This window comes from Collimonas sp., assembly GCF_035566375.1.
Classification (GTDB): domain Bacteria; phylum Pseudomonadota; class Gammaproteobacteria; order Burkholderiales; family Burkholderiaceae_D; genus Collimonas.
Window position 1 is genome coordinate 104,586 of the sequence record NZ_DATMRK010000047.1, and the last position, 21,868, is coordinate 126,453.

The following is a 21,868-nucleotide window of genomic DNA, read 5'->3' on the forward strand; positions in this document are numbered from 1 at the left end:
GCCAGGACCATCAGACGTACTGATAGCGCAACACCCTATGCTTCAGGTTTTCCAGAATCAGCTGATCGATCAGCGCCGCCAGAATCGCAATGGCGAGGATGTTGGTCATCACACCGACCATGTCGGCGGTCTCCCCAGCGTAAGCCAATGTCCGTCCCAATCCCTTACCGAAACCAATCAGCATTTCCGCCGAAATCAGGGCCCGCCAGGCATTGCCAAACGCTAGTTGGGCGCCGGTAATCAGTTCCGGCATGACGGCTGGCAGATACACTCGCTTCAACATATCCCAACGCGCGGCGCCCATCACCCGCGCCGCCGAGACGTGCACTTGCTGCACGCTTTCGGTGGCGTTCATGACACTTAATGCGGCTGGAAAAAAAGCCGCCAGCGCCACCACCACCATGATCGGCAAATTACCGAAACCCATCAATATCAGGAACAGCGGTACCCAGGCAATCGACGGGATCGATTGCAGGATGATGATGGCTGACTTCAGCACTTCTCGGAAGAAAAACAGGATCGCGCCGATCAGGCCAAAGCCAATCCCGAACAGCATCGCCGCCGCATAACCGCCGCCAAGCCGGGTCAGGCTGCCCCACAAGGCGGTGCGGAATTCCGGCGTCAGCGCTTCTTGCCACAAACGTCCCAGCACCGGCAGCACGCCCGGCATCAGGAAATCAGGTAACGACCAGGCCGCGACTTGCCACAGTAAGAAAATCAGCAAGATAGCCAGCAGCATGGCAAGTTTTTTGCGGTAACCGAGCAACCGGCTTTGAGTACTCATAGATAAATCAAAACAATCCGTATTTATTAGAAAAAGCTAGTTGCTGAATGATCAGAGCTTGCGGTCCTTTTGCCAGTCCAAGTCAATGATCGCATTCACATTGAACGGCTTACCGTCGCGCGTTTTCAGAGAGCCCTGTTGTTGCAAGATATTTGCCAGCTCCTGCATGCGCGCCAGTTCCTTGGCGGTCAGCACAGCGCTGAAAGTCTGGCTCTTGATGGCGTCACGGATCACGGTTTCACGCGGCAGATCACCTTGTTTCAAAGTTTTCAAGGTCGGATCGGCGATGAAATAGCCGGCGATCAGTTTCGACGCCGCAGCCGGATTTTTTTGCAACAGATCGATTGCTTCACGCTGCGCATCCAGCGATTTCCAGACTGCCTCGCGGCGCTTCGCCAGCGTCGCGCCGGAAGTGATCACCACCATGCAGGGGAAAGGCCAGACTTCGCCGACCTCGTAGATTTGCTTGACCGGGGCCACCAGTTTCGCAATGCTGGCTTGCGGTTCGAACAGGAAAGCGGCATCGACGCGCTTGCCCACCAGCGATTGCACCGCCACTTGCGGACTGACGCCGAGAATATTGACATCGTCGGCTTTCAAACCGGCATTCTTGAGCGTCACGCCTTTGAGCACGGTGTCAGCAGTGCTGCCTTCGGCCTGTGAGGCCAGGGTGTGTCCCTTCAATCCTGCCACATCCTTGATGCCGCTATCCTCACGCACCACGATAGCGTGATAGCCATGCTGGGCGCCGGCCACCACCTTGAGGTCAGCGCCTTTGGAAGCCCAGGCCGCGGCATTGGTAAAACCCAGCACGCCGCTATCGAGCTGGCCGCCGACGATGGCCTTGATCAGATCGGTGCCCGATTTGAATTCGACCAGTTCCACCTCCAAGCCATGCTTCTTGTAAAACCCGCCCTCAAAAGCAGCAATCGCCTGTGCATCGTCCATGACCCGCAAATAGCCGACCTTGAATTTCTCGGCAGCACCAGCCTGCCCCGCCAGCAACAGCAGTAGCGCAGGAAGTAGCAATAGCGGTGTTAGTTTGGTGTTGGCGAAGTTGACGCAGTTGACGAAGTTAAATTTCATGCAGCGATTCCCTCAAGTTTTTTTGCGAATGCATCCTGCTCTGCGTGAATCCCGAGCAAGCAAAGAATTTCCCGGCGGATGGCGGAAAACTCGGATAGATCATGGGTTTTCTCGTGATGGTTCAAATTGAACTCGCGCAGCACCTTGGCTGGGCGCGGGCTGAATACCAGAATCCGGTCAGCCAGGAACAAAGCCTCGTCGACATCGTGCGTGACTAGCAATACAGTCGGGCGCTCTTCGCGGATCAGCTGGCGCAGGGAATCCTGCAAGGTCATCCGCGTCAGCGCATCGAGTGCGCCAAACGGCTCATCGAGCAACAGCACTTTCGGCTTCGTGATGAAGGCCCGCGCCAGCGCCGCCCGCTGCCGCATGCCGCCGGAAACCTGGTGTGGATAATAAGCCTCGAATCCTTGCAAGCTGACTTTTGACAGCCAGTCGCGCGCTTGCTGACGAGCGCTGGTCTTGCCGACTTTTTGCAGCTCCAGCGCCAGCGCCACATTCGCTTCCAGCGTCAGCCACGGATACAACGCATTTTCCTGGAACATCAGCATGCGTTCAGGATGTGGGCCTTTGATCGCCTGGCCATCGGCCAACAACGCACCGCTGCTGGGAGCGCCAAGGCCCGCCGCCAGATGCAATAAGGTCGATTTACCGCAACCGGAAGGACCGACCAGGGCGACCAGCTCGCCTTCTTCGATTTCGCGGCTGAAATCGGCGATCACCGGCAAGCCGGAGAATTGCTTGTTGATGTGCTGAAAAGATAACTTCATGGGGAGATGGCGGCCTTTGCGTCGTAAAGCAACGCTGCGCCTCAGTTGGCAAGCGTATATAAAGTGGTTTTTTTATTAGTTTTTCACTTTATCGATCAACTTTCCGCCTTACAACAACTTATAACTTCTATGCTTATGCGAAAAACAAATATAGAAGCCTGTTATAGGGTTATCAATGCGTTATCAACGAGTTATCCATGATCTTCATCCCATTCATCCGCGACCATCGTCAGCAAAGCCGTTGCCACATCGGGATAACGCAAGCGCACGCCCAATTCCAGCTTGATGCGCTGGTTCTGCAAACGACGTGACTCCGACATAAAAGACAGCAACATGGGCGACACCACTTGTTCCAGCTCGGAGCGCGGCAGCCGGGGCGGCAGCGGCAGGCCGAAAGCCTGGGCCACCAAGTCAAAGTATTCCGCCATCTTCAATTGCGAATCGTCGCTCGCATGATAGATGCGCAGTGGCGACACCTTGAAGATTGCCGCCACAATAATCCGCGCCAGGTCGTCAGCATGAATATGGTTGGTATAGACATCGTCTGCGCCGATCAGGGCCGGCGTCCCTTGCCGCAAACGCGCCAGCGGCAGCCGTTCGGCGGCGTAAATCCCTGGCACCCGCAAAATCGCCAGGCGCCCGCCACGGCGCCGGGCCCAGGCCCGCAGCACCTGCTCGGCATCGACGCGGCGTCTGGCGCGACCGTTGTGCGGCGCCAGGACTTGGGTTTCATCTATCAGCGCACCGCCGCAATCGCCGTAGACGCCGGTGGTACTAATGTAAACAAGAGTGGCCCGCTCGGGTAAAATGGCGGCCAGGTTGCGGCTGCGCTGGTCTTTTTCTCCCGCGGAGTGTGGTGGCGCCAGATGGACAACAATCTGTGCCAGGCGCGCCAATCGCGCCAATGTTGCCGGTTGATCAAGATCAGCTACCAAGGGAATCGCCCCGGCGGCGCGTAATTCGGCACATCGGGCTGGCTGGCTGGTGACCGCGAACACGCGAAACCGGTGTTTCAGCAACGCCAGCAAGCGTAATCCCACGTCACCGCAGCCTAGAATCAAGAGACGCGGCTTGCCAAGCTTGTCGCCATGGTTTTGTTTTATATTTTTCATTACAGGATTGTATGAGTTTTCAGATAACCGTTCAGCCTAGCGGCCACCAATTCAGCTGCGACGAAGGCGAGACCATTCTCAGCGCTGCCATACGTGCCGGCGTCGGCCTGCCTTACGGCTGCAAAAACGGCGCTTGCAGTTCATGCAAGGGCAAGTTGCTGGACGGCGAGATCAGCCACGGCGCCCATCAGGAAAAAGCCCTGCCGGTCAAAGAAGAACAACTGGGCTTCGCCCTGTTCTGCTGCGCCACGCCGCATTCGGACGTCACGATTGAGGCGCGCGAAGTGGCCGGTGTCGGCGAGTTCCCGGTGCGCAAGATGCCGACCCGCGTCGCCAAGATCGACAAAGTCGCCGATGACGTGATTATTTTATCGCTGCAATTGCCTGCCAGCGAGCGCCTGCAGTTTTTAGCCGGCCAATACGTCGAATTTCTGTTGCGCGACGGTAAACGGCGCAGCTACAGCATGGCCAATGCGCCGTACAAGGACGATTTCCTGACACTGCATATCCGCCACATGCCAGGCGGCTTGTTTACCGATCAGGTATTCACCACTTTGAAAGAACGCGACATCTTGCGCCTGGAAGGGCCGCTCGGTACTTTCTTCCTGCGTGAGGATTCGGACAAACCGATGGTGCTGCTGGCCTCGGGTACCGGCTTCGCGCCGATCAAGGCTTTGGTCGAACAATGCGCGCATACGGAATCGCAACGGCCGATCACCTTGTATTGGGGCGGACGGCGGCCGCAGGATTTGTACATGATGGCGCTGTGCGAGGAATGGGCAGACACGCTGCCGAATTTCAAGTTCGTGCCGGTGATTTCGAATGCGCAGCCGGAAGATGAATGGCAAGGCCGTAGCGGCTTCGTGCATCAGGCGGTGATCGATGACTTGCCGGATCTGTCCGCTTACCAGGTCTATGCCTGCGGTGCGCCGATCGTGGTGGAATCGGCGCAGCGCGATTTCGTCGCCCTGTGCAAACTGCCGGCCGACGAGTTTTATGCGGATTCGTTTACTTCGGAAGCCGACCTGGCGCTGTAACAGCAAAGTTTGCGGGGGCAGCCAAGTCCCCCACAAACTTCATTTACTTCTTGCCGATTTTGCTGTCGCCAAAAACGCCGTTATCCAACTTGATCTGCTGCTGTTCCATGAAGCGGATACGATTTTGCAGATCGCGCGATTCTCGCTTTGCGGCCTGCGCATTTTCACTCAATAATTGCGCACGGCCGCGTGCTTGCTCTTGTTGAGCGCTAACAATTTTTTCTTGCTGCTGCCGGATCGCCGCATCATTTTGCAAGACCAGCAAACGTGTTTGCCCGGCCGCGATCTGCCGCTCGGTAAATTGCATGTCTGCTTCAAGCTTGATGCGGCGATTCTCTACCTTCGCCAGCTTCTCGCTTTGCCTGACGAAACTCTGATAGATCCGGCCTGCTTGCGTATCTGAGGCTGTTTTTACCACGCGCCAGAATTTCTTCCCTTGAAATAACGCGACGTAATAATTACGCTCATCCTTTTGAAACAACAAACTGGCGCCATAGCTGCCGTTATAAGTGGTGCGCAGCTCGCTGACGCTTTGGTCTTGCATCATCTGCCGTAATTCGCCGAAAGTACTATTAGTACTGTCATTGACGCCTGCCAGCCGATCAGCGTCGGTTTTCGCGACAGGTAATGAAGCCGCTGCCGGCGCAGGATTGTCGCCTGAAACCTGAGCCCATGCATAGCCCGACACACTGGCGATGAGCACCGCTAATCCAACACCATACACAACGTTCCGTACATTTACTCTCATCCACCAACCTCTTTTGTATTCATCAATTTTGCTGAGTCAATTTTTGCCGATCGCCACATTGCCGATTTTCTGCTAGCCGCTGTTCGACGATGCCGCATCACTATCAAATATGTCATTCATCAAGCGCACATGACGTCTGAAAGTCACCTCTGGGATGACAACCCGTGGTTGCACCTGATTTTGCATTTCCGCATTTTCTTTCGGCGCTGAAGACAGGGCTGCAGAGTCGGTATCAACATGGTGTTCGACACGCTTGCTCTGAGGCAGAGTCGCAGGAACAGCACGAACATAATTGACTGCCGGGCTTACACGTGGCGCAACTGCGCGTGGCGACGGACGCGGCCGTGACGGCGACGGCGACGGCGGCTTATTATTCTCCTCTGCGCTGGCCACGGGAGCGCTAACTGCCTGAGCAACAACCACGTCGCTAGCACTTTCTGTTGGCCGCGTGATCTCGCGCGGTTTAGTCACGACGATATCGGCCTCGTTTGGCGTCCAGAATTGATAGCCCTGAAACGCCAATACTCCTGCCACCAACGCCACCGGCACCACTAAAGGGATCCGACGCGTTTGCGGCTGGACAAAATCCAGTTGCGGGCTGGTATTTGCCGAGCTCATATTGTTGAGCCATAGGCGAAAATCACTCATGACAGCTCCTTTTTCCACCACGAGGGTGGCGCATCCAGCCAAAAACAAATAGTTTGACGAGCGGAACTCCCCATTGGACGACGCCACGCCTGAATGTTCCATTCGCCATATTGACCAGACTGCCCAGGCAAATCGTGCTGTACTTTGAATCCCCAGGTAGTGTTTTCATTGTCAAAAGCATTGATCGAAGATGAAACATCATCTTCACCCCAGGTTTTTACGCTGGCTGCACCTTGCATGCCGATGGGCTCGATGCGTGTTGTCTTGACGCCAGCATCACTGACAGCCAAGCCAGTCGAACGGCGCCAGCTGTCGCTATCCACCAGCCACGGATGCGCTGCGTCCAGCCAGCGTACATTGGGTGCATGATCTGGCGTCTGGAACAGGTCGCCTGGGAATGGTGTCACGGCTAACACGAGGCTGGCGTTGGCCACGAATCCCTCCGCTTTTGCCAACACCGCTGCAGCCGCGACATTATCGGTCAATGCGGTATCGGGTAATGTCGGCATACCGCAAACACCCTGCCACATCCCCTGTTTTCTGAACAGACATTCGACGGAGTCTTGCTGCGGTAAACTCAGCACGCAATCATCTTCCAGCACATTCCAGTGAGACTGCGCGGCTGCGGTCAGCAACGACATGCAAGAGACCAGACGCAACTTGTGCTTATCCGCCAAAGCCAGCAGGCCTTCGAGGAGGACCGCATCGGTTGCTGCCGCCAGTCTGGGTTGTCCGAACCCAGCCGTATCCACTACTATTTTCCTGGAACAGTTGTCGCCGCCAAACTGCTCATAAAATTCGGCGCTGGCGTAGCCCTGCCAATCCGAAGTCTTGGTCAGAGCCGCTCGCCACGGTAAAACCATGTGCCGCACGTAAGGATAGCCAAGCAGTACCGTCAGCTTGTCGGCCATTTTCAAGCGGCCGCGCGGCGCGCGCTTGAAAATATCTGCGGCAGCGGACAGCGGGTCAAGTCCCTTGGCGGAATTTATCGCAGACTGTCCACTCCACACATTATGGTGAGCGGCAAATGCCGACCGAGAAATCCAGGTAACAGCGTTCTCTTGCACCAGCAGAAGGTGATGCATCACCCGCGGCCGGGATACTTTCATTGATTTAAGAGCGCGCGACGACACAATCTGCCTCCTCAAGCGTAGCCTCGACGGGAATGCATTGTGGTTCTGCTGTTGCCGGCCATTGCTGCATTGTTTCCATAGAATGACTTACGAAACTGAGTGGTGCGCTTTCACGCGTGATGGCGATTTCGCCTCTATTTTTCTCTACACGGCAGGCGTTCCGAGACTGACATCGTCAGATGAAAAAAACATCATGGTGGGAGATATCAGATTAACAGACTTAGTTTCCACACAACAATATTTTGATCGTGCAAAAATAGCAGTGACAATTAAATAACTACCTAATCTCCGCCCTATCCTGCAATCCACGAAATTATGTTGATGTTCCCCCTCAAATAACATGGGAAATTTCTGATATATGATGCCGTCGTGCGTTATATGGACCGATATGCCGCCAAACGTCGGATTTTCGTCGCTGACATCGAATGTGGCGATGCAAGAACAATGTTTGACGCACCACACAAAAATGTCCTAATATTTGCGTCATGAACATGATCAAGACATTGTTGCGACGTCATAGCCCTTTACCCCAGCCAGGTAAGCCGTGCGCGTGACCGTCGATTGATCACGAAGCCACAGGCGCTGCCTGTGGTTTTTTTTTGCCCTCATTTGGAGTAACGATATGGAACACAGCGTGGAATTCAGTGAATACCCGGTCAACGACCTGATGTACATCACCAACCGCCCTCCTCTGGTGTTTACCGCGGGCGACGGCATGTGGATGACGGACCATACCGGCAAACGTTACCTGGATTATCTGCAAGGCTGGGCCGTCAATGCGCTGGGCCACTCGCCGCAGTGCATCCAGGATGCGTTACTGGCGCAGTCCAAGAAAATCATCAATCCTTCGCCAGCTTTTTACAACGCGCCCTCGATCGAACTGGCTGGCCTGCTGACCGCCAACTCCTGCTTCGACCGTGTATTTTTCACCAACAGCGGCGCCGAAGCCAACGAAGGCGCCATCAAGCTGGCGCGCAAATGGGGCAAGAAAAACCCTAACCAGGCGGGCCAGCATCGCTTTGAAATCATCACTTTCAATCACAGCTTCCACGGCCGCACGCTGGCCACCATGTCGGCCAGCGGCAAACCGGGCTGGGACACCATTTTTGCGCCACAGGTGCCGGGCTTTCCAAAAGCTGAACTGAACGATCTGGCCAGCGTCGAAAACCTGATCAACGACAAGACCGTAGCAGTCATGCTGGAGCCGGTTCAGGGCGAAAGCGGCGTGATCCCGGCGACCCGCGAATTCATGCAAGGCTTGCGCGAACTGACCAAGAAGCGCGGCATCTTGCTGATCGTCGACGAAGTGCAGTCCGGCATGGGCCGCACCGGCGAATTGTTCGCCTATCAATTGTCGGGCGTCGAGCCGGATATCATGACGCTCGGCAAAGGCATAGGCGGCGGCGTGCCGTTGGCGGCGTTGCTGGCGCGGGAAGAAATTGCCTGCTTCGAGGCTGGCGACCAGGGCGGTACTTACAACGGTAATCCATTGATGACTGCCGTCGGCGTGGCGGTGATCAAGACTTTGCTGGCGCCAGGTTTCCTGCAATCGGTAAAAGACAAGGGCACCTACCTGAGCCGCGAGTTGTTGCAACTGACTGAAAAACATGGGCTCGAAGGCGAACGCGGCGAAGGTTTGCTGCGGGCGCTGAAACTGGGCAGCGATATCGGTCCGCAAATCGTCGATATCGCGCGTGACCTGAATCCGGTCGGCTTGTTGCTGAATTCACCGCGCCCCAATCTGCTGCGGTTCATGCCGGCGCTGAACGTGACGACTGCAGAAATCGATCAGATGATTGCCATGTTGTCGGATGTATTGAGCCAGCTGAAGAAATAAAAATCGATAAAACCGGTAAAACTCACTTGGAACAGCTTAGTTAATGACGATAAAAAAACTCTTTATCTGTTGCCTGGCATTGTTGTTGGCAGCCTGCGGCGGGGTTGATTCGGTACGCCCTGGTTCCGCCGACAACACGCCGGTCAGCGACAAGGGCAACGACATCGTCATCTATTCGATGGGCCTGATCGATACCAATTACCGCTTCGGCGGCAAGAATCCGGAAGCGGGGCTCGATTGCAGCGGCATGGTCAGTTATGTGTACAGACAGGCCGCCGGCGTCAAGGTCAGCGGCAGTGCGGCGGACATCGCCCGCCAGGGCAGAGTCATTTCGAAGGCCGAGCTGCGGCCCGGCGACCTGGTTTTTTTCAATACCATGCATCGGGCTTTTTCCCATGTCGGCATCTACATTGGCGACGGCCGCTTCATCAATGCGCCGTCGACCAACGGCAAGGTGCGCATAGACAGTCTCGACAATCGCTACTACGCAACGCGTTTTGAGGCGGTGCGCCGGTATTTTGATTGATTGCGATTGATTTCGATTAATTGCGGCTGACCGAGTTTAAATAAAAACGCCGTTCCGGCTGATTCCGGAACGGCGTTTTTTTACGTCTGGACATTGTGCGCTGCACTCCGGCTGAAGTGCAGCACGCGCCCTTATTTCTTCTTCGGGATGAACAGATCGGTAATCGTGCCCAAGCCCATCTCGGCCGCAAACATCGGCGTCTCCGACAACGTCGGATGCGCATGGATGGTCAGCGCCAGATCTTCCAGGTCCGCCCCCATTTCCATCGCCAGCACGGTTTCCGCCAACAGTTCGCCGGCGTTCACGCCAACGATGCCGGCGCCGATGATGCGCTTGGTGGTCGGATCCCACAACAGCTTGGTCATGCCGTCGTCGCGGCCCATTGCCAATGCACGGCCGCTTGCCGCCCATGGGAAATTAGCTTTTTCGAAAGGAATGCCTTTGGCCTTGGCTTCGGTTTCAGTCAATCCCATCCAGGCGATTTCGGGATCGGTGTACGCCACTGACGGGATCGTCATCGCGTCGAACTCGACCTTATGACCGGCGATCACTTCAGCGGCAACCTTGGCTTCGTTGGTGGCTTTGTGCGCCAGCATAGGATCGCTGCAGATGTCGCCGATCGCAAAGATGTGCGGGACGTTGGTGCGCTGCTGTTTGTCAGCCGGGATGAAACCGCGCTCGTTGACGATCACGCCAGCTTTTTCGGCTGCGATATCCTTGCCGTTAGGACGGCGGCCAACGGCCATCAGCACCATATCGTACAGTTGCGGTTCCGGCGCGGCTGGCGAACTGCTGTCGGCGCCTTCAAACGTTGCACGCAAACCTTCTTTCAGGGCCTCCAGCTTGGTGACCTTGGTTTTCAGGTAAATCGCTTCGTAGCGTTTTTCGATGCGTTTTTGCAGTGGCTTGACGACATCGCGGTCGGCTGCCGGAATCAAGCCGTCGGCAAATTCGACCACGGTAACTTTGGAACCCAGCGCGTCATACACACAAGCCATTTCCAGGCCGATGATGCCGCCGCCGATGACCAGCAGTTTCTTTGGAATCTGGCGCAATTCCAGCGCGCCGGTGGAATCGATCAAACGTGGATCGTCGTAAGGGAAACCGGGAATTCTGGCGACCGAGGAACCGGCGGCGATAATCGCATTCTTGAAACCGACCACTTTCGGGCCGTCGGCGGTTGCTACCGTGATGGTGTTGGCCGAGCTGAATTCGCCCTTGCCGGTCAGCACTTGCACTTTGCGGGCCTTGGCCAGGCCAGTCAAGCCGCCAGTGAGTTTCTTGATGACGCTTTCTTTCCAGCCGCGCAAGGCGTCGATATCGATTTCGGGCGCTGACATCTTGACGCCGAAATGCGCCATTTCCTCGGCTTCGGTAATCACCTTGGCCGCATGCAAGAGCGCTTTGGATGGAATACAACCGACGTTCAGGCAAACCCCGCCGAGGCTAGGATAGCGCTCGATCATCACCACGCTTTGGCCCAGGTCGGCAGCGCGGAAAGCTGCGGTGTAACCGCCAGGGCCCGCGCCCAGCACCATGGTGTCGCATTCGATATCGACCTTGCCGGCAAAACTGACGGCGGCCGGAGCGGCGACAGCAGGGGCGGCAGGAGCGGCAACTGCTGCGGTGGCCGCTGCCGGCGCGGCTGCTGCACCTGCGGTTTCCAGCAATACGATCAGCGAACCTTCGCTGACCTTATCGCCTACCTTGATCTTGACTTCTTTAATGACACCGGCGTGGCTGGATGGAATTTCCATGCTGGCTTTGTCGGACTCGACGGTGATCAACGATTGGTCGACCTTGACAGTGTCGCCCGCCTTGACCATCAATTCGATGACGTCGACTTCCTTGACGTCGCCGATGTCCGGCACTTTGATTTCGATGGTGCTGACAGCGCCGGCAGCTGCAGGCGCCGCTGCCGGGGCGGCGGCTGGAACCGGAACCGCAGTCGCTGCTGCGACCGGTGTCGCCGCTGCAGCGGGCGCGGTGGCCGCGGCGCCGGCTGCTTCCACCACCAATATCAACGAACCTTCACTGACTTTGTCACCCACCTTGACCTTAATTTCCTTGATGACGCCGGCCTGGCTGCATGGGATTTCCATGCTAGCCTTGTCCGACTCCACGGTGATCAACGACTGATCGACCTTGACGGTATCGCCCACCTTGACCATCAGTTCGATGACTTCTACTTCTTTGACGTCGCCGATATCCGGGACCTTGACTTCAACCATACTCATAGCGTTTGCTCCATGCTCGCTCCTCCGCTGGGAGGAATAAATGTGTGATGTGGTGTGCTTGCGCGACGCGCGGTTTAGGACTTCATTTCAAAACTGTGAATCCGCATCGGTGTGGCAGAGCTCTTGTCGAATTCAACGCCGGCATGAATCCCGACCTCGGCGATACGTTCGGCGTTGACGTCCTGGTCATACACCGCGTACATCGCGCCCAAGGCAAAATTGCGGCCGCTGCCGATGCCCCAGAAACGATCGAAACTGAAAACTTCGCGATACGAATACACACCGAAGATACCGTAAGGATTGGCGACCAAAGCAGTGATCTGCGATGACTCGTAAGGATCGTCTTCATCCTCTTTGGTGTTCAGGAAATACTGATCCTTGAGGATGGTGTGCACCTTGGAAAAAGTTTCAAACACCTCATCGCGATGATTCAGCTTGCAGTCTTCCCCCATCGCCGTCAGCAGCTTGCGCATCACTGGAAAATGGGCGGCGGTGCCGGCCAGCGTGATATACGATTCGCCAATCTGGAATATCTTGTTGTTGACCTCGTAAGCATGCGACAAACGGGTATCGCCGAAAGTCACCAGCGAATCCGATGCAATCGCAATCTGCCTATTTTTTTTGACGACAACGCAGGTAGTCATAATTGCTCTCCATCTGTATGCCAATTCACAGCAAGCGGCGCCGGGCGAAAGAATTTCCTTTCATCCGGCGCCGCCTGGCATTACAACAAGGTCTTGCGCATGTCGGCCAGGACGTCGGCCAGATAGACGCTGAAGCGCGCGCCCATGGCGCCATCGACCACGCGGTGATCGTAGGACAAGGAGGTCGGCATCATCAGGCGCGGCACGAATTGCTTGCCGTCCCAGACCGGTTTCATCGATGCTTTCGACAAGCCCAGGATCGCCACTTCAGGAGCGTTGATGATCGGCGTAAAGGCAGTACCGCCGATACCGCCCAGGGAGGAAATCGTGAAGGTCGCGCCTTGCATGTCGGCCGGCTTCAGCTTGCCGTCGCGCGCCTGGGCAGACAACTCACCCATTTCCTGAGCGATCTGGCCAATGCCCTTTTTATCGGCATCCTTGATCACCGGCACGACCAGGCCGTTCGGCGTGTCAGCGGCAAAGCCGATGTTGTAATACTGCTTGAGGATCAGGTTTTCACCCTTGCCATCGAGCGAGGCGTTGAATGCCGGGAATTTCTTCAGCGCCGCGACGCTAGCCTTGATCACGAACGCCAGCATGGTCAGCTTGACCGGCGATTTGGCCTTGGCGAAACTATCGTTGGCTTGCTTGCGGAATTCTTCCAGCTCGGTGATATCGGCTTCGTCGAATTGCGTGACGTGCGGGATCATGACCCAGTTGCGATGCAGGTTCGGACCGCTGAGTTTTTTGATGCGCGACAGCGGCAGCAACTCGGTCGGTCCCTGCTTGCTGAAATCCAGCGATGGCCATGCCAGCAGATCTAGTCCGACGCCGCTACCGCCCTTGCCGGCTGAAGCAGCGGCGCTGCCGTTGGCTGCGCCGGAGATCACGCCCTTGACGTAATTCTGTACATCTTCGTGGGTGATGCGGGCTTTGATGCCGGTGCCGGCGACTTTACTCAGGTCAACCCCCAGCTCACGGGCGAATTTGCGTACCGATGGCGATGCGTGCGGAATGCTGCCGCTGGCATGGACCGGCGCAGCCGCTGGCGCGGGAGTTGGCGCAACTGCCGGCGCCGGTTTGTTTTCTGCTACCGGTGCCGGGGCTGGTGCCGGAGCGGCTGCCGCCGGCGCACTGGCTGGCGCCGCTGCAGCGGCATCGGCTTCCAACACCAGCACCAAAGTGCCTTCCTTGACCTTATCGCCCAGCTTGACTTTCAATTCCTTGATCACACCCGCATGACTGGATGGGATTTCCATGCTGGCCTTGTCGGATTCAACTGTGATCAGCGATTGATCAACCTTTACCGTGTCACCGACTTTCACCATCAATTCAATGACTTCAACTTCACTGACGTCGCCGATATCCGGGACTTTGACTTCCACCATACTCATCGCTTAGCTCCATTCATTCTGCCCGCTGCACATGCGAATCTGGCGGGCCTGAGTTTCTTTTCAGAAAATTCAGGTCCGCCAGACCCGTATATGTAGCCGTGGAAATTTTAATACTGGCTTGGTTACGTACTTTTGTTTGTTATTAAACTATCAAAACCAATATCTTATTGCGTGACCGGATTCGGCTTCTCCGGATTGATACCATACTTGGTAATGGCATCGGCGACAACCGAGGCTTTGATCTTGCCTTCGTCCGCCAACGCCTTCAATGCCGCCACTGCCACATAATAGCGATTGACTTCGAAGAATTCACGCAATTTGGCGCGGGTATCGGAACGACCGAAGCCATCTGTGCCCAACACCTTGTAAGTACGGCCTGCCGGAACGAAAGCACGCGCCTGCTCAGCGAAAGTACGCATGTAATCGGTAGAGACGATGATCGGGCCAGTGCTGTCTTTCAGGCATTGGGTGATGTGCGCCAGACGTGGTGTTTCGGTCGGATGCAACATGTTCCAGCGTTCCACATCCTGGCCATCGCGGGCCAGCAAGGTGAACGACGGCGCTGACCAGACATCGGCGTCGACGCCCCAGTCGCTGGCCAGCAAGGCAGCGCCTTCGATGACTTCGCGCAGAATCGTGCCGGAACCCATCAGTTGCACATGCAACTTGCTCTTCTTGCCACCTTCCTGCAGTAGATAGAGACCCTTGATGATGCCCTCTTCCTGGCCTTCCTTGAGACCCGGATGGCTGTAGTTCTCATTCATCAGGGTCAGATAATAGAACACGTCTTCCTGATTGGTGACCATGCGCCGCAGGCCGTCATGCATGATGACTGCCACTTCATGCGAGAAGGTCGGATCGTAAGGAACGCAATTCGGAATGGTCGACGCCAGCACATGGCTGTGGCCGTCTTCGTGCTGCAAACCTTCGCCGTTCAGCGTGGTACGACCGGCAGTGCCGCCCAGCAGGAAGCCGCGGGCGCGCATGTCGCCTGCTGCCCAAGCCAGGTCGCCGATACGTTGCAGGCCGAACATCGAGTAGTAGGTGTAGAACGGAATCATGACCCGGTTATTGGTCGAGTACGAGGTTGCCGCAGCAATCCACGAGCTCATGCCGCCGGCTTCATTAATCCCTTCCTGCAGGATCTGGCCAGCCTTGTCTTCACGGTAGTACATCACCTGGTCTTTATCGACCGGCTCGTACAACTGGCCGACCTGGCTGAAAATACCGATCTGGCGGAACAGACCTTCCATACCGAAAGTACGCGATTCGTCGACCATGATTGGCACTACGCGCTGACCCAGGCTTGGGTCGCGCAGCAGGGTGTTGAGGATGCGCACGTAAGCCTGGGTCGTCGAAATTTCACGGCCTTCCGCGGTCGGTTCCAGCGCGCCCTTGAATGCCGACAACTCCGGCACCACCAGCACTTCGTCAGCTTTCTGACGGCGTTGCGGCAGGTAACCGCCCAGCGCTTTGCGGCGGGCGTGCAGGTATTGCATTTCCGGGGTGTCGTCGGATGGCTTGAAGAACGGCACGTTTGGCAACTGGTCGTCGGAAATCGGCAATTGGAAGCGGTCGCGCATGGCCTTGATAGCTTCATCGTCCAGCTTCTTGGTGTTGTGCGCCGTGTTGCGCGCTTCGCCCGACTTGCCGAAGCCATAGCCCTTGATGCTCTTGACCAGCAGTACGGTCGGCTGGCCCTTGTGTTCCTGCGCCACTTTGAAGGCAGCGTAAATCTTGTGCGGATCGTGGCCGCCGCGGGTCAGGTGCCAGATGTCGTCGTCCGACATCTTGCTGACCAGCTCCAGCAATTTCGGATGCTTGCCGAAGAAATGCTTGCGTACGAACGCGCCGTCCTTGGCCTTGTAATTCTGGTATTCGCCGTCGACGGTTTCCATCATCACGCGTTGCAGGATGCCTTCCTTGTCGCGCGCCAGCAGATCGTCCCAGCCTGCGCCCCAGATGACCTTGACCACGTTCCAGCCGGCGCCGCGGAAATCGCTTTCCAGTTCCTGGATGATCTTGCCGTTGCCGCGCACCGGGCCGTCCAGGCGCTGCAGGTTACAGTTGACCACCATCACCAGGTTGTCCAGGCGCTCGCGCCCGGCCATGCCGATGGCGCCCATCGATTCCGGTTCATCCATCTCACCGTCGCCGCAGAAAGCCCAGACCTTGCGGTTGGCAGTATCGGCGATGCTGCGTGCGTGCAGGTACTTCAGGAAACGCGCCTGGTAGATCGCCATCAGCGGGCCGAGACCCATCGATACGGTCGGGAATTGCCAGAAATCCGGCATCAGCTTCGGATGCGGATAGGAGGACAAACCGTTGCCGTCGACTTCGCGGCGGAAATGCAGCAGTTGATCTTCGGTCAGGCGGCCTTCGAGGAAAGCGCGGGCGTAGATGCCTGGCGACGAGTGGCCCTGGATGTACAACAGGTCGCCACCGTGGTTTTCGGACGGCGCATGCCAGAAATGGTTGAAGCCGATGCCCAGCATGTTGGCCAGCGAGGCAAAGCTGGACAGATGGCCGCCGAGGTCGCCGTCGAGGCGGTTGGCCTTAACCACCATCGCCATCGCATTCCAGCGCATCCATGAGCGCAGGCGCTCTTCGATCTCCAGGTCGCCCGGGCAAGGCTCGCCCATGTGGGCCGGGATGGTGTTAACGTAAGCGGTGTTGCTGGAAAACGGGATCTGGGCGCCGCGACGGCGTGCCAGATCGACCATTCTTTCCATCAGGTAATGGGCGCGCTCAGGGCCTTCAGTTTCAATAACAGCTTCGAGTGCATCAAGCCACTCTTGGGTTTCAATGACATCTGGATCGTTGGCGGCTTGGGCCAAAACCTGGTCGAGCTGGGCTGACATGCTGAGTCTCCTGAATTTGTGCGCTTGTCCAATTTGTCATCGGACTGGCGGGTTGGGTCGCAAGCATCTACGTCACTTTGTAGAGGGCTGCCAAATTCTAACAGGAGTTTTTTTGATTTCCAAATAGCGATATTCGATTTCACAATATGAAAATATGCTGCATAGCAAGGCAAAATCCTGTTAAAAAATACGGATATTCAACTATTTCATGGAGCTGAAAAACAGAATATCGCACTCAATTTCAATGACGCATTGCAACAATAATTACATATAAACATCGCCTAGATACGACTTATAGCTAATTCGATATAACAACTGCCGTAAATCTAAATAAAAAAGCGCTGCCCCGGAATTGGTCAGCGCTTTTTTCATGCCTGGATCGATTCAGCTCCTGCTTTGCTTAAGCCGTTTTGCCACCCTTTTTCTTGGCGCCGATACGGCTTTCCTTGCCGGCCAGTAAATTACCGATGTTCTTGGCATGGCGATAGATCAGCAATGCTGTCATCACCACAATAGCCAGCAAAATCATGTCCGGCCCTTCCATCAAGGCGTAAAAGAAAGGTGCGAACACGCTGGCAATCAGGGCCGCCAGCGACGAGTAGCGGAACGCATAAGCCACGACCAGCCAAGTCGCTACGGTGGCCAAACCCAGCAAAGGATTGATGCCAATCAGAATGCCGAACAAGGTGGCCACACCTTTACCGCCGGCAAACCGGAAAAACAGCGGCCACAGATGGCCCAGAAAGACCGCCACTGCGGCTAGCGCAACGGCGCCGTCGCCGAGGCCGAATTGCGGCCCGAATTTTTGTGTCAGCCACACCGCCAGCCAGCCCTTGAAGCCGTCGCCGAGCAAAGTCAGGGCTGCCGCGGTTTTATTCCCACTGCGCAGGACATTGGTGGCGCCCGGGTTATTCGAACCATAGGTACGCGGATCTCCCAGCCCGAACAATTTGCTGGTGATGACGCCAAACGAAACCGAACCGATCAGGTAGGCGGCAATCGCGAATAACAATATGTACATGCGTGTCTCTTTCTTTGGTCTTAATTGATTTTAGCTTAGCGCTTATTCGTCCAGCGCACACTGGACCGCCTTTGCCTGCAACAGATCAGCCACGCTTTGCGGCGCCATACCGATCAGGTAACCACGCCGGCCACCGTTAATATATATCTTCTGCAGGGCCAGGATGCTCTCTTCTATATATACCGGCAACGCCTTGCGGGTGGCGAATGGGGAGGTACCGCCGATCAGATAGCCGGAATGGCGATGCGCCACCTCCGGCTTGCAAGGCTCGACCGACTTGCAGCCGATTTGCCGCGCCAGGTTTTTGGTCGACACCTTGCGGTCGCCATGCATCAGGATGATCAAGGGTTTGGCCGCCTCGTCCTGCATCACCAGCGTCTTCACCACATGATGCTCCTCCACACCCAGAGCCCGCGCCGACACCGTGGTGCCGCCATGTTCTTCATATGCATAGGGATGTTCGGAAAAGACCGCGCCATGCTTGCGCAAGAATTGCGTCGCCGGGGTCTCTGAAATATGTTTTGTCATACTGGGTATTTGAACGCAGCGCCCGATGCAGGAGCGTCTGCTTGCAAATCATGTTTTCGTAAAACTTGATGCAGCGACAATCCCTGCCGCTGATCCACGCTGATCGGACTGACAGCGCTTAAGGCTGCCTACGGCTGCTTAGGCTCATCGGAAGCAGGTTCGCCGCTTGCAGGCAGTTCGGACTCTGCCGCATCTTCTGTCTCAACGTCGGTGGAAGAGCCTTTCTCCAGCTTGCGCTTCAGCTTTTCTTCCTTCTTTTTTTTCTTTTCTAATTCCTTTTGCCGTTTTTCATACTGAAAATTCGTTTTTGCCAATTGCGCCCCCTAAATAGACTCTTGAATGATGTGATACAGGATACAGGAGAATAATTGAGAGGATGCAGAATTCAATTCTAAGAAAATTGCTTAAATATCAATCAAGCAAGGCGATTTCATCGGCATTGACCAAATCCGGCCTCGAAAATTCAGCCGCGCGGATGATGCGCCGCATGCAGTGCCTTCAAGCGTTCGCGCGCCACATGGGTATAAATCTGGGTGGTCGATATATCGGCGTGCCCCAGCAGCAGTTGTACTACGCGCAAATCGGCGCCGTGATTCAACAGGTGAGTGGCAAATGCATGGCGCAAGGTATGCGGCGACAAAGGCGCATTGATAGCTGCCTTGGCTGCGTACTTCTTGATCAAGGTCCAAAACATCTGGCGCGTCATGGCGCCGCCGCGTGCCGTCACGAATAAAGCGTCGTCCATCTGACCGTTCATGATCTGGCCGCGCGCGTCTTTCAGGTAACGTACGATCCAGTTCCTGGCCTCCTCGCCAAACGGCAGCAAGCGGGTTTTATTACCCTTGCCGGTAATCCGCAACACACCTTCGTTCATGCCGACTTCCAGCGATTTCAGCAACACCAGTTCGGATACCCGTAAGCCGCTGGCGTACATAAGCTCCAGCATGGTGCGGTCGCGCAAGCCGAGCGGCGTGGCGACATCGGGGGCCGCCAACAGCGCTTCCACCTGGGCTTCCGACAAAGTCTTGGGAAAGCGCGGCGCTTGCTTGGCGGAGCGCAAATGCAGGCAAGGATCGGTGCTGATACGGTTTTGCCGCAAGGCCAACAGATAAAACCGCTTCAACACCGCCAGGCGGCGATTCGAGGAAGTTGCCTTGCTAGTGTCATGTTTGGCCAGGAAATAAGCATTCAGATCGCCGGCATGGATCGCAAACAAGGACTTGGCGTCCGGCTGCGCCTGCAACCACAAGGCGAATAGCGTCATGTCGCGGCGATAAGCCTCCAGCGAATTTTTGGCAAGGCCGTCTTCCAGCCACAAGTTGTCGCAAAATTCGTCAATCGCGGTTTGATGTTCGGTGCTTAGCGCCGGTTTGGCCGGTTCGGCCGGTTTGACTTGTGTTACATCAGCCTTGGATCTCCTCACAAGCCGGCCACGCCTTCGTGCTCCAGCAGCCAGCGCTTGACCCGCAAATGGAAACCATCCGCTTCGTCGTGATGAGAGAAGCCGCCTATGCCGCCAGCCGCAGTCACGCGGTGACAGGGAATCACCAGCGGAAACCAGTTGGCGCCGCAAGCTTGCCCCACCGCGCGCGGCGCCGATTCCACCAGCTTGGCAACCTGACCATAGGTCAGCACCTCGCCGCGTGGGATCGCCGTAATCGCCTTCCACACCTTGTGCTGGAAAGCGGTGCCCAGCGGCGCCAGCGGCAGGTCGAAGCGAAAATCCGCTTGCTCGAAATAACGCTGAATCTGCTCGACGGCGCGTGCCGCCAAGGCGTCTGTGGCGTCTTTTTCGTGAAATGAAGGGGGCAGATAGACCAGTTCGTGCAGCAAACCGGCTTCCGTGCGAATCCCCATCGCACCGAATGGCGCGGCGACTACTGCGGTGAAATGTTGCGCGGGAAGCTGGCCGCCAGCGCGCTTCAACGGATTATCGGAAATTATATTCATGCGTAAGCATAAAATAAAAAAGGCGCATCTGTCGATGCGCCTCAAATTACTTCGTATGCACTCCTGGCTGTTTAGACAGCTTCATTTGGAACGCACGGTCTCCTCAGTATCCCCGGTATCAATACCGTTCTTTTATGCACCACCACCTATAAATCCTGTTGATTCAACCTCGCAGTTTGTTTCTGCTGCTTAAAAAATCTGAATTCTGTGCCACATAAAACCACTTATCGGAAACCGTAGCTGCTTCATTACAGCTGTTTTCAGGTCCGGCAATATCAAATTGTGGTCGCACTGTAACAGGTGTTAACGGGATTTAACAAATAATTTATATGAATCATTTTGACTAAACAACATAGGTTTTCACTAAACCATTGTCAAATCAATATTCATAAAATTGCCCACCAGAAATACACTTAACAGCTTCCTTATCTACTTCCTTATCAGCTGAGACGGGGCAACAATCATCCGTTCGGTAAAATCCATCCGGCTGACTCGCGATGCCACATACTGATTGACTCCAAGCGGCGGATGGCTCATTTCAGCAATACCTTAGCGGGCTGTTTACCACGAACGCATGCACCTCTGCCATTGCCGCCGGCGTTATAGAATCTCGAACGCGCCGCAGTGCACCTCACTTTCATCCACCACGCCATGTATATCCTCAACCTGCTACTCCCCGATTTTTCGCTGATCCTGCTAGGAACAGTCTTACACCGCATCAGCAACTGGGGTGATGAATTCTGGACCGGAGCGGAAAAGCTGGTGTATTTCCTACTTTTTCCAGCGTTGCTTTTTTACTCAACTGCGCGCACCCCGCTCAGTTTCGACACCAGCGGCAAAATGCTGGCGGTCGGCATGAGCGCGCTGTTCGGCGCCATCATCCTGACCTGGCTGGGCAAACCGTGGATCAAGGCAGCGCCCATGGATTATGAATCCGGCATGCAAACCGGCTACCGTTTCAACTCATACATGGCGCTGGCTCTGGCGGCCAGGCTGGGTGGCGAGCAAGCTACCGGCATGATGGCGTTGCTGATCGGCTTTGGCGTGCCCTTGTGCAATCTGGCGGCAGTACATGCCTTGGCGCATAAAAGCGGCGGCTTGTTCAAAGAGCTGGCGCGCAATCCCTTGCTGATCGCTACTGCTTGCGGGCTCTTATATAGCCTGTGCGGATTGCCGATGCCGGAAGTAGCGGGAGCAGTCCTGTCGCGGCTCGGCAATTCCGCGCTGGCGCTCGGCTTGCTGTTGGTTGGGGCTGGTCTGCGCTTAAGCGGCGTGCGTCACGCCAAGGCGCTGACCGGATATTTCCTCGCGATCAAGCTGCTGGCGCTGCCGACCATAGCCTGGCTGCTCGGACAGTGGCTGCGACTGGCGCCATCGCAACTGCAGATCGTCGTCCTGTTCTGCGCGCTGCCTACGGCATCCAGCGCTTACATTCTGGCGGCCAGAATGGGCGGCAACGGCCCCTTGGTAGCATTCATGATTTCTGCCGGCACCATGTTGTCGGCCTTGACCCTGCCGTTCTGGCTGTCGCTGTTGCAACATTAATTGGCTG

General features: G+C 56.1%; 20 protein-coding genes. 4 read left to right on the forward strand and 16 right to left on the reverse strand.

Annotated elements, in window-relative coordinates; translation table 11 throughout:
- Nucleotides 1-10 precede the first annotated feature (10 nt).
- From VNZ60_RS15355 to VNZ60_RS15370, 4 genes are all read right to left on the reverse strand, one after another.
- Nucleotides 11-784, reverse strand: a complete 774-nt coding sequence (locus VNZ60_RS15355) for an ABC transporter permease (RefSeq protein ID WP_325660577.1) — start codon at nt 782-784, stop codon at nt 11-13.
- A 51-nt stretch (nt 785-835) separates the two neighbouring features.
- A complete protein-coding gene (locus VNZ60_RS15360) occupies nt 836-1,870 on the reverse strand; it encodes an ABC transporter substrate-binding protein (RefSeq protein ID WP_325660578.1) in 1,035 nt (344 codons plus the stop codon).
- Nucleotides 1,867-2,640 carry an ABC transporter ATP-binding protein gene (locus tag VNZ60_RS15365; protein ID WP_325660580.1) on the reverse strand — a complete coding sequence of 258 codons (774 nt, stop codon included), beginning with the start codon at nt 2,638-2,640 and terminating at the stop codon, nt 1,867-1,869. The genes VNZ60_RS15360 and VNZ60_RS15365 overlap by 4 nt, the downstream gene beginning before the upstream one ends.
- 191 nt (nt 2,641-2,831) lie before the next feature.
- The gene (locus tag VNZ60_RS15370; RefSeq protein ID WP_325660582.1) at nt 2,832-3,752 is read right to left on the reverse strand and encodes an SDR family oxidoreductase; all 921 of its coding nucleotides are present in this window, start codon (nt 3,750-3,752) and stop codon (nt 2,832-2,834) included.
- Nucleotides 3,753-3,763: 11 nt separating this feature from the next.
- Between VNZ60_RS15370 and VNZ60_RS15375 the strand changes: the two genes are divergently transcribed.
- Nucleotides 3,764-4,789 carry a CDP-6-deoxy-delta-3,4-glucoseen reductase gene (locus VNZ60_RS15375; protein ID WP_325660584.1) on the forward strand — a complete coding sequence of 342 codons (1,026 nt, stop codon included), beginning with the start codon at nt 3,764-3,766 and terminating at the stop codon, nt 4,787-4,789.
- A 43-nt stretch (nt 4,790-4,832) separates the two neighbouring features.
- Here the strand turns inward: VNZ60_RS15375 and VNZ60_RS15380 are convergent, their stop codons facing one another.
- From VNZ60_RS15380 to VNZ60_RS15390, 3 genes are all read right to left on the reverse strand, one after another.
- Complete coding sequence (locus tag VNZ60_RS15380) at nt 4,833-5,492, reverse strand: DUF2968 domain-containing protein (protein WP_325660585.1); 660 nt, start codon at nt 5,490-5,492, stop codon at nt 4,833-4,835.
- Between the two features lie 117 nt (nt 5,493-5,609).
- A complete protein-coding gene (locus VNZ60_RS15385) occupies nt 5,610-6,185 on the reverse strand; it encodes a hypothetical protein (protein WP_325660587.1) in 576 nt (191 codons plus the stop codon).
- Entirely contained in the window at nt 6,182-7,318 is a 1,137-nt protein-coding gene (locus tag VNZ60_RS15390) for a hypothetical protein (RefSeq protein ID WP_325660588.1), read from the reverse strand. Before VNZ60_RS15390 ends, VNZ60_RS15385 begins: the two co-directional genes overlap by 4 nt.
- 634 nt (nt 7,319-7,952) lie before the next feature.
- Here VNZ60_RS15390 and VNZ60_RS15395 point away from each other — a divergent pair.
- Together VNZ60_RS15395 and VNZ60_RS15400 are read left to right on the forward strand one after the other, a co-directional pair.
- Entirely contained in the window at nt 7,953-9,155 is a 1,203-nt protein-coding gene (locus VNZ60_RS15395) for an acetylornithine transaminase (protein ID WP_325660848.1), read from the forward strand.
- 43 nt (nt 9,156-9,198) lie between these two features.
- Nucleotides 9,199-9,681, forward strand: a complete 483-nt coding sequence (locus VNZ60_RS15400) for a C40 family peptidase (protein ID WP_325660590.1) — start codon at nt 9,199-9,201, stop codon at nt 9,679-9,681.
- Between the two features lie 131 nt (nt 9,682-9,812).
- On the opposite strand, the gene lpdA is transcribed toward VNZ60_RS15400, so the two are convergent.
- From lpdA to VNZ60_RS15445, 9 genes are all read right to left on the reverse strand, one after another.
- Entirely contained in the window at nt 9,813-11,918 is a 2,106-nt protein-coding gene (gene lpdA / locus VNZ60_RS15405; RefSeq protein ID WP_325660592.1) for a dihydrolipoyl dehydrogenase, read from the reverse strand.
- A gap of 74 nt (nt 11,919-11,992) precedes the next feature.
- Nucleotides 11,993-12,562, reverse strand: coding sequence for an Ntn hydrolase family protein (locus VNZ60_RS15410; protein WP_325660594.1), 570 nt, complete (start codon nt 12,560-12,562; stop codon nt 11,993-11,995).
- 80 nt (nt 12,563-12,642) lie between these two features.
- Nucleotides 12,643-13,956 carry a dihydrolipoyllysine-residue acetyltransferase gene (gene aceF / locus VNZ60_RS15415; protein WP_325660596.1) on the reverse strand — a complete coding sequence of 438 codons (1,314 nt, stop codon included), beginning with the start codon at nt 13,954-13,956 and terminating at the stop codon, nt 12,643-12,645.
- A 164-nt stretch (nt 13,957-14,120) separates the two neighbouring features.
- Entirely contained in the window at nt 14,121-16,817 is a 2,697-nt protein-coding gene (gene aceE / locus VNZ60_RS15420; RefSeq protein WP_325660597.1) for a pyruvate dehydrogenase (acetyl-transferring), homodimeric type, read from the reverse strand.
- 400 nt (nt 16,818-17,217) lie between these two features.
- Complete coding sequence (gene plsY, locus VNZ60_RS15425; protein WP_325660599.1) at nt 17,218-17,838, reverse strand: glycerol-3-phosphate 1-O-acyltransferase PlsY; 621 nt, start codon at nt 17,836-17,838, stop codon at nt 17,218-17,220.
- A gap of 42 nt (nt 17,839-17,880) precedes the next feature.
- A complete protein-coding gene (gene ybaK, locus VNZ60_RS15430; RefSeq protein ID WP_325660601.1) occupies nt 17,881-18,366 on the reverse strand; it encodes a Cys-tRNA(Pro) deacylase in 486 nt (161 codons plus the stop codon).
- Nucleotides 18,367-18,494: 128 nt separating this feature from the next.
- A complete protein-coding gene (locus tag VNZ60_RS15435; RefSeq protein ID WP_325660603.1) occupies nt 18,495-18,680 on the reverse strand; it encodes a hypothetical protein in 186 nt (61 codons plus the stop codon).
- Nucleotides 18,681-18,829: 149 nt separating this feature from the next.
- Nucleotides 18,830-19,789 (reverse strand): site-specific tyrosine recombinase XerD, encoded by a 960-nt coding sequence (gene xerD, locus VNZ60_RS15440; protein ID WP_325660605.1) that lies wholly within the window; start codon nt 19,787-19,789, stop codon nt 18,830-18,832.
- Nucleotides 19,786-20,316, reverse strand: a complete 531-nt coding sequence (locus VNZ60_RS15445) for a methylated-DNA--[protein]-cysteine S-methyltransferase (protein ID WP_325660607.1) — start codon at nt 20,314-20,316, stop codon at nt 19,786-19,788. The genes xerD and VNZ60_RS15445 overlap by 4 nt, the downstream gene beginning before the upstream one ends.
- A gap of 651 nt (nt 20,317-20,967) precedes the next feature.
- Between VNZ60_RS15445 and VNZ60_RS15450 the strand changes: the two genes are divergently transcribed.
- Nucleotides 20,968-21,861: an AEC family transporter gene (locus VNZ60_RS15450; protein WP_325660850.1), complete on the forward strand. Its 894-nt coding sequence runs from the start codon at nt 20,968-20,970 to the stop codon at nt 21,859-21,861.
- Nucleotides 21,862-21,868: the final 7 nt, after the last annotated feature.

Excerpts from the sequence above, each read along its gene's own strand:
- VNZ60_RS15450 (WP_325660850.1), top strand. The coding sequence starts at position 20,968 with ATGTATATCCTCAACCTGCTACTCCCCGATTTTTCGCTGATCCTGCTA.
- VNZ60_RS15385 (WP_325660587.1), bottom strand. The coding sequence starts at position 6,185 with ATGAGTGATTTTCGCCTATGGCTCAACAATATGAGCTCGGCAAATACC.
- VNZ60_RS15365 (WP_325660580.1), bottom strand. The coding sequence starts at position 2,640 with ATGAAGTTATCTTTTCAGCACATCAACAAGCAATTCTCCGGCTTGCCG.
- plsY (WP_325660599.1), bottom strand. The coding sequence starts at position 17,838 with ATGTACATATTGTTATTCGCGATTGCCGCCTACCTGATCGGTTCGGTT.
- VNZ60_RS15375 (WP_325660584.1), top strand. The coding sequence starts at position 3,764 with ATGAGTTTTCAGATAACCGTTCAGCCTAGCGGCCACCAATTCAGCTGC.
- VNZ60_RS15355 (WP_325660577.1), bottom strand. The coding sequence starts at position 784 with ATGAGTACTCAAAGCCGGTTGCTCGGTTACCGCAAAAAACTTGCCATG.
- VNZ60_RS15370 (WP_325660582.1), bottom strand. The coding sequence starts at position 3,752 with ATGAAAAATATAAAACAAAACCATGGCGACAAGCTTGGCAAGCCGCGT.
- VNZ60_RS15445 (WP_325660607.1), bottom strand. The coding sequence starts at position 20,316 with ATGAATATAATTTCCGATAATCCGTTGAAGCGCGCTGGCGGCCAGCTT.
- aceF (WP_325660596.1), bottom strand. The coding sequence starts at position 13,956 with ATGAGTATGGTGGAAGTCAAAGTCCCGGATATCGGCGACGTCAGTGAA.
- VNZ60_RS15410 (WP_325660594.1), bottom strand. The coding sequence starts at position 12,562 with ATGACTACCTGCGTTGTCGTCAAAAAAAATAGGCAGATTGCGATTGCA.
- ybaK (WP_325660601.1), bottom strand. The coding sequence starts at position 18,366 with ATGACAAAACATATTTCAGAGACCCCGGCGACGCAATTCTTGCGCAAG.
- VNZ60_RS15360 (WP_325660578.1), bottom strand. The coding sequence starts at position 1,870 with ATGAAATTTAACTTCGTCAACTGCGTCAACTTCGCCAACACCAAACTA.
- lpdA (WP_325660592.1), bottom strand. The coding sequence starts at position 11,918 with ATGAGTATGGTTGAAGTCAAGGTCCCGGATATCGGCGACGTCAAAGAA.
- aceE (WP_325660597.1), bottom strand. The coding sequence starts at position 16,817 with ATGTCAGCCCAGCTCGACCAGGTTTTGGCCCAAGCCGCCAACGATCCA.
- VNZ60_RS15400 (WP_325660590.1), top strand. The coding sequence starts at position 9,199 with ATGACGATAAAAAAACTCTTTATCTGTTGCCTGGCATTGTTGTTGGCA.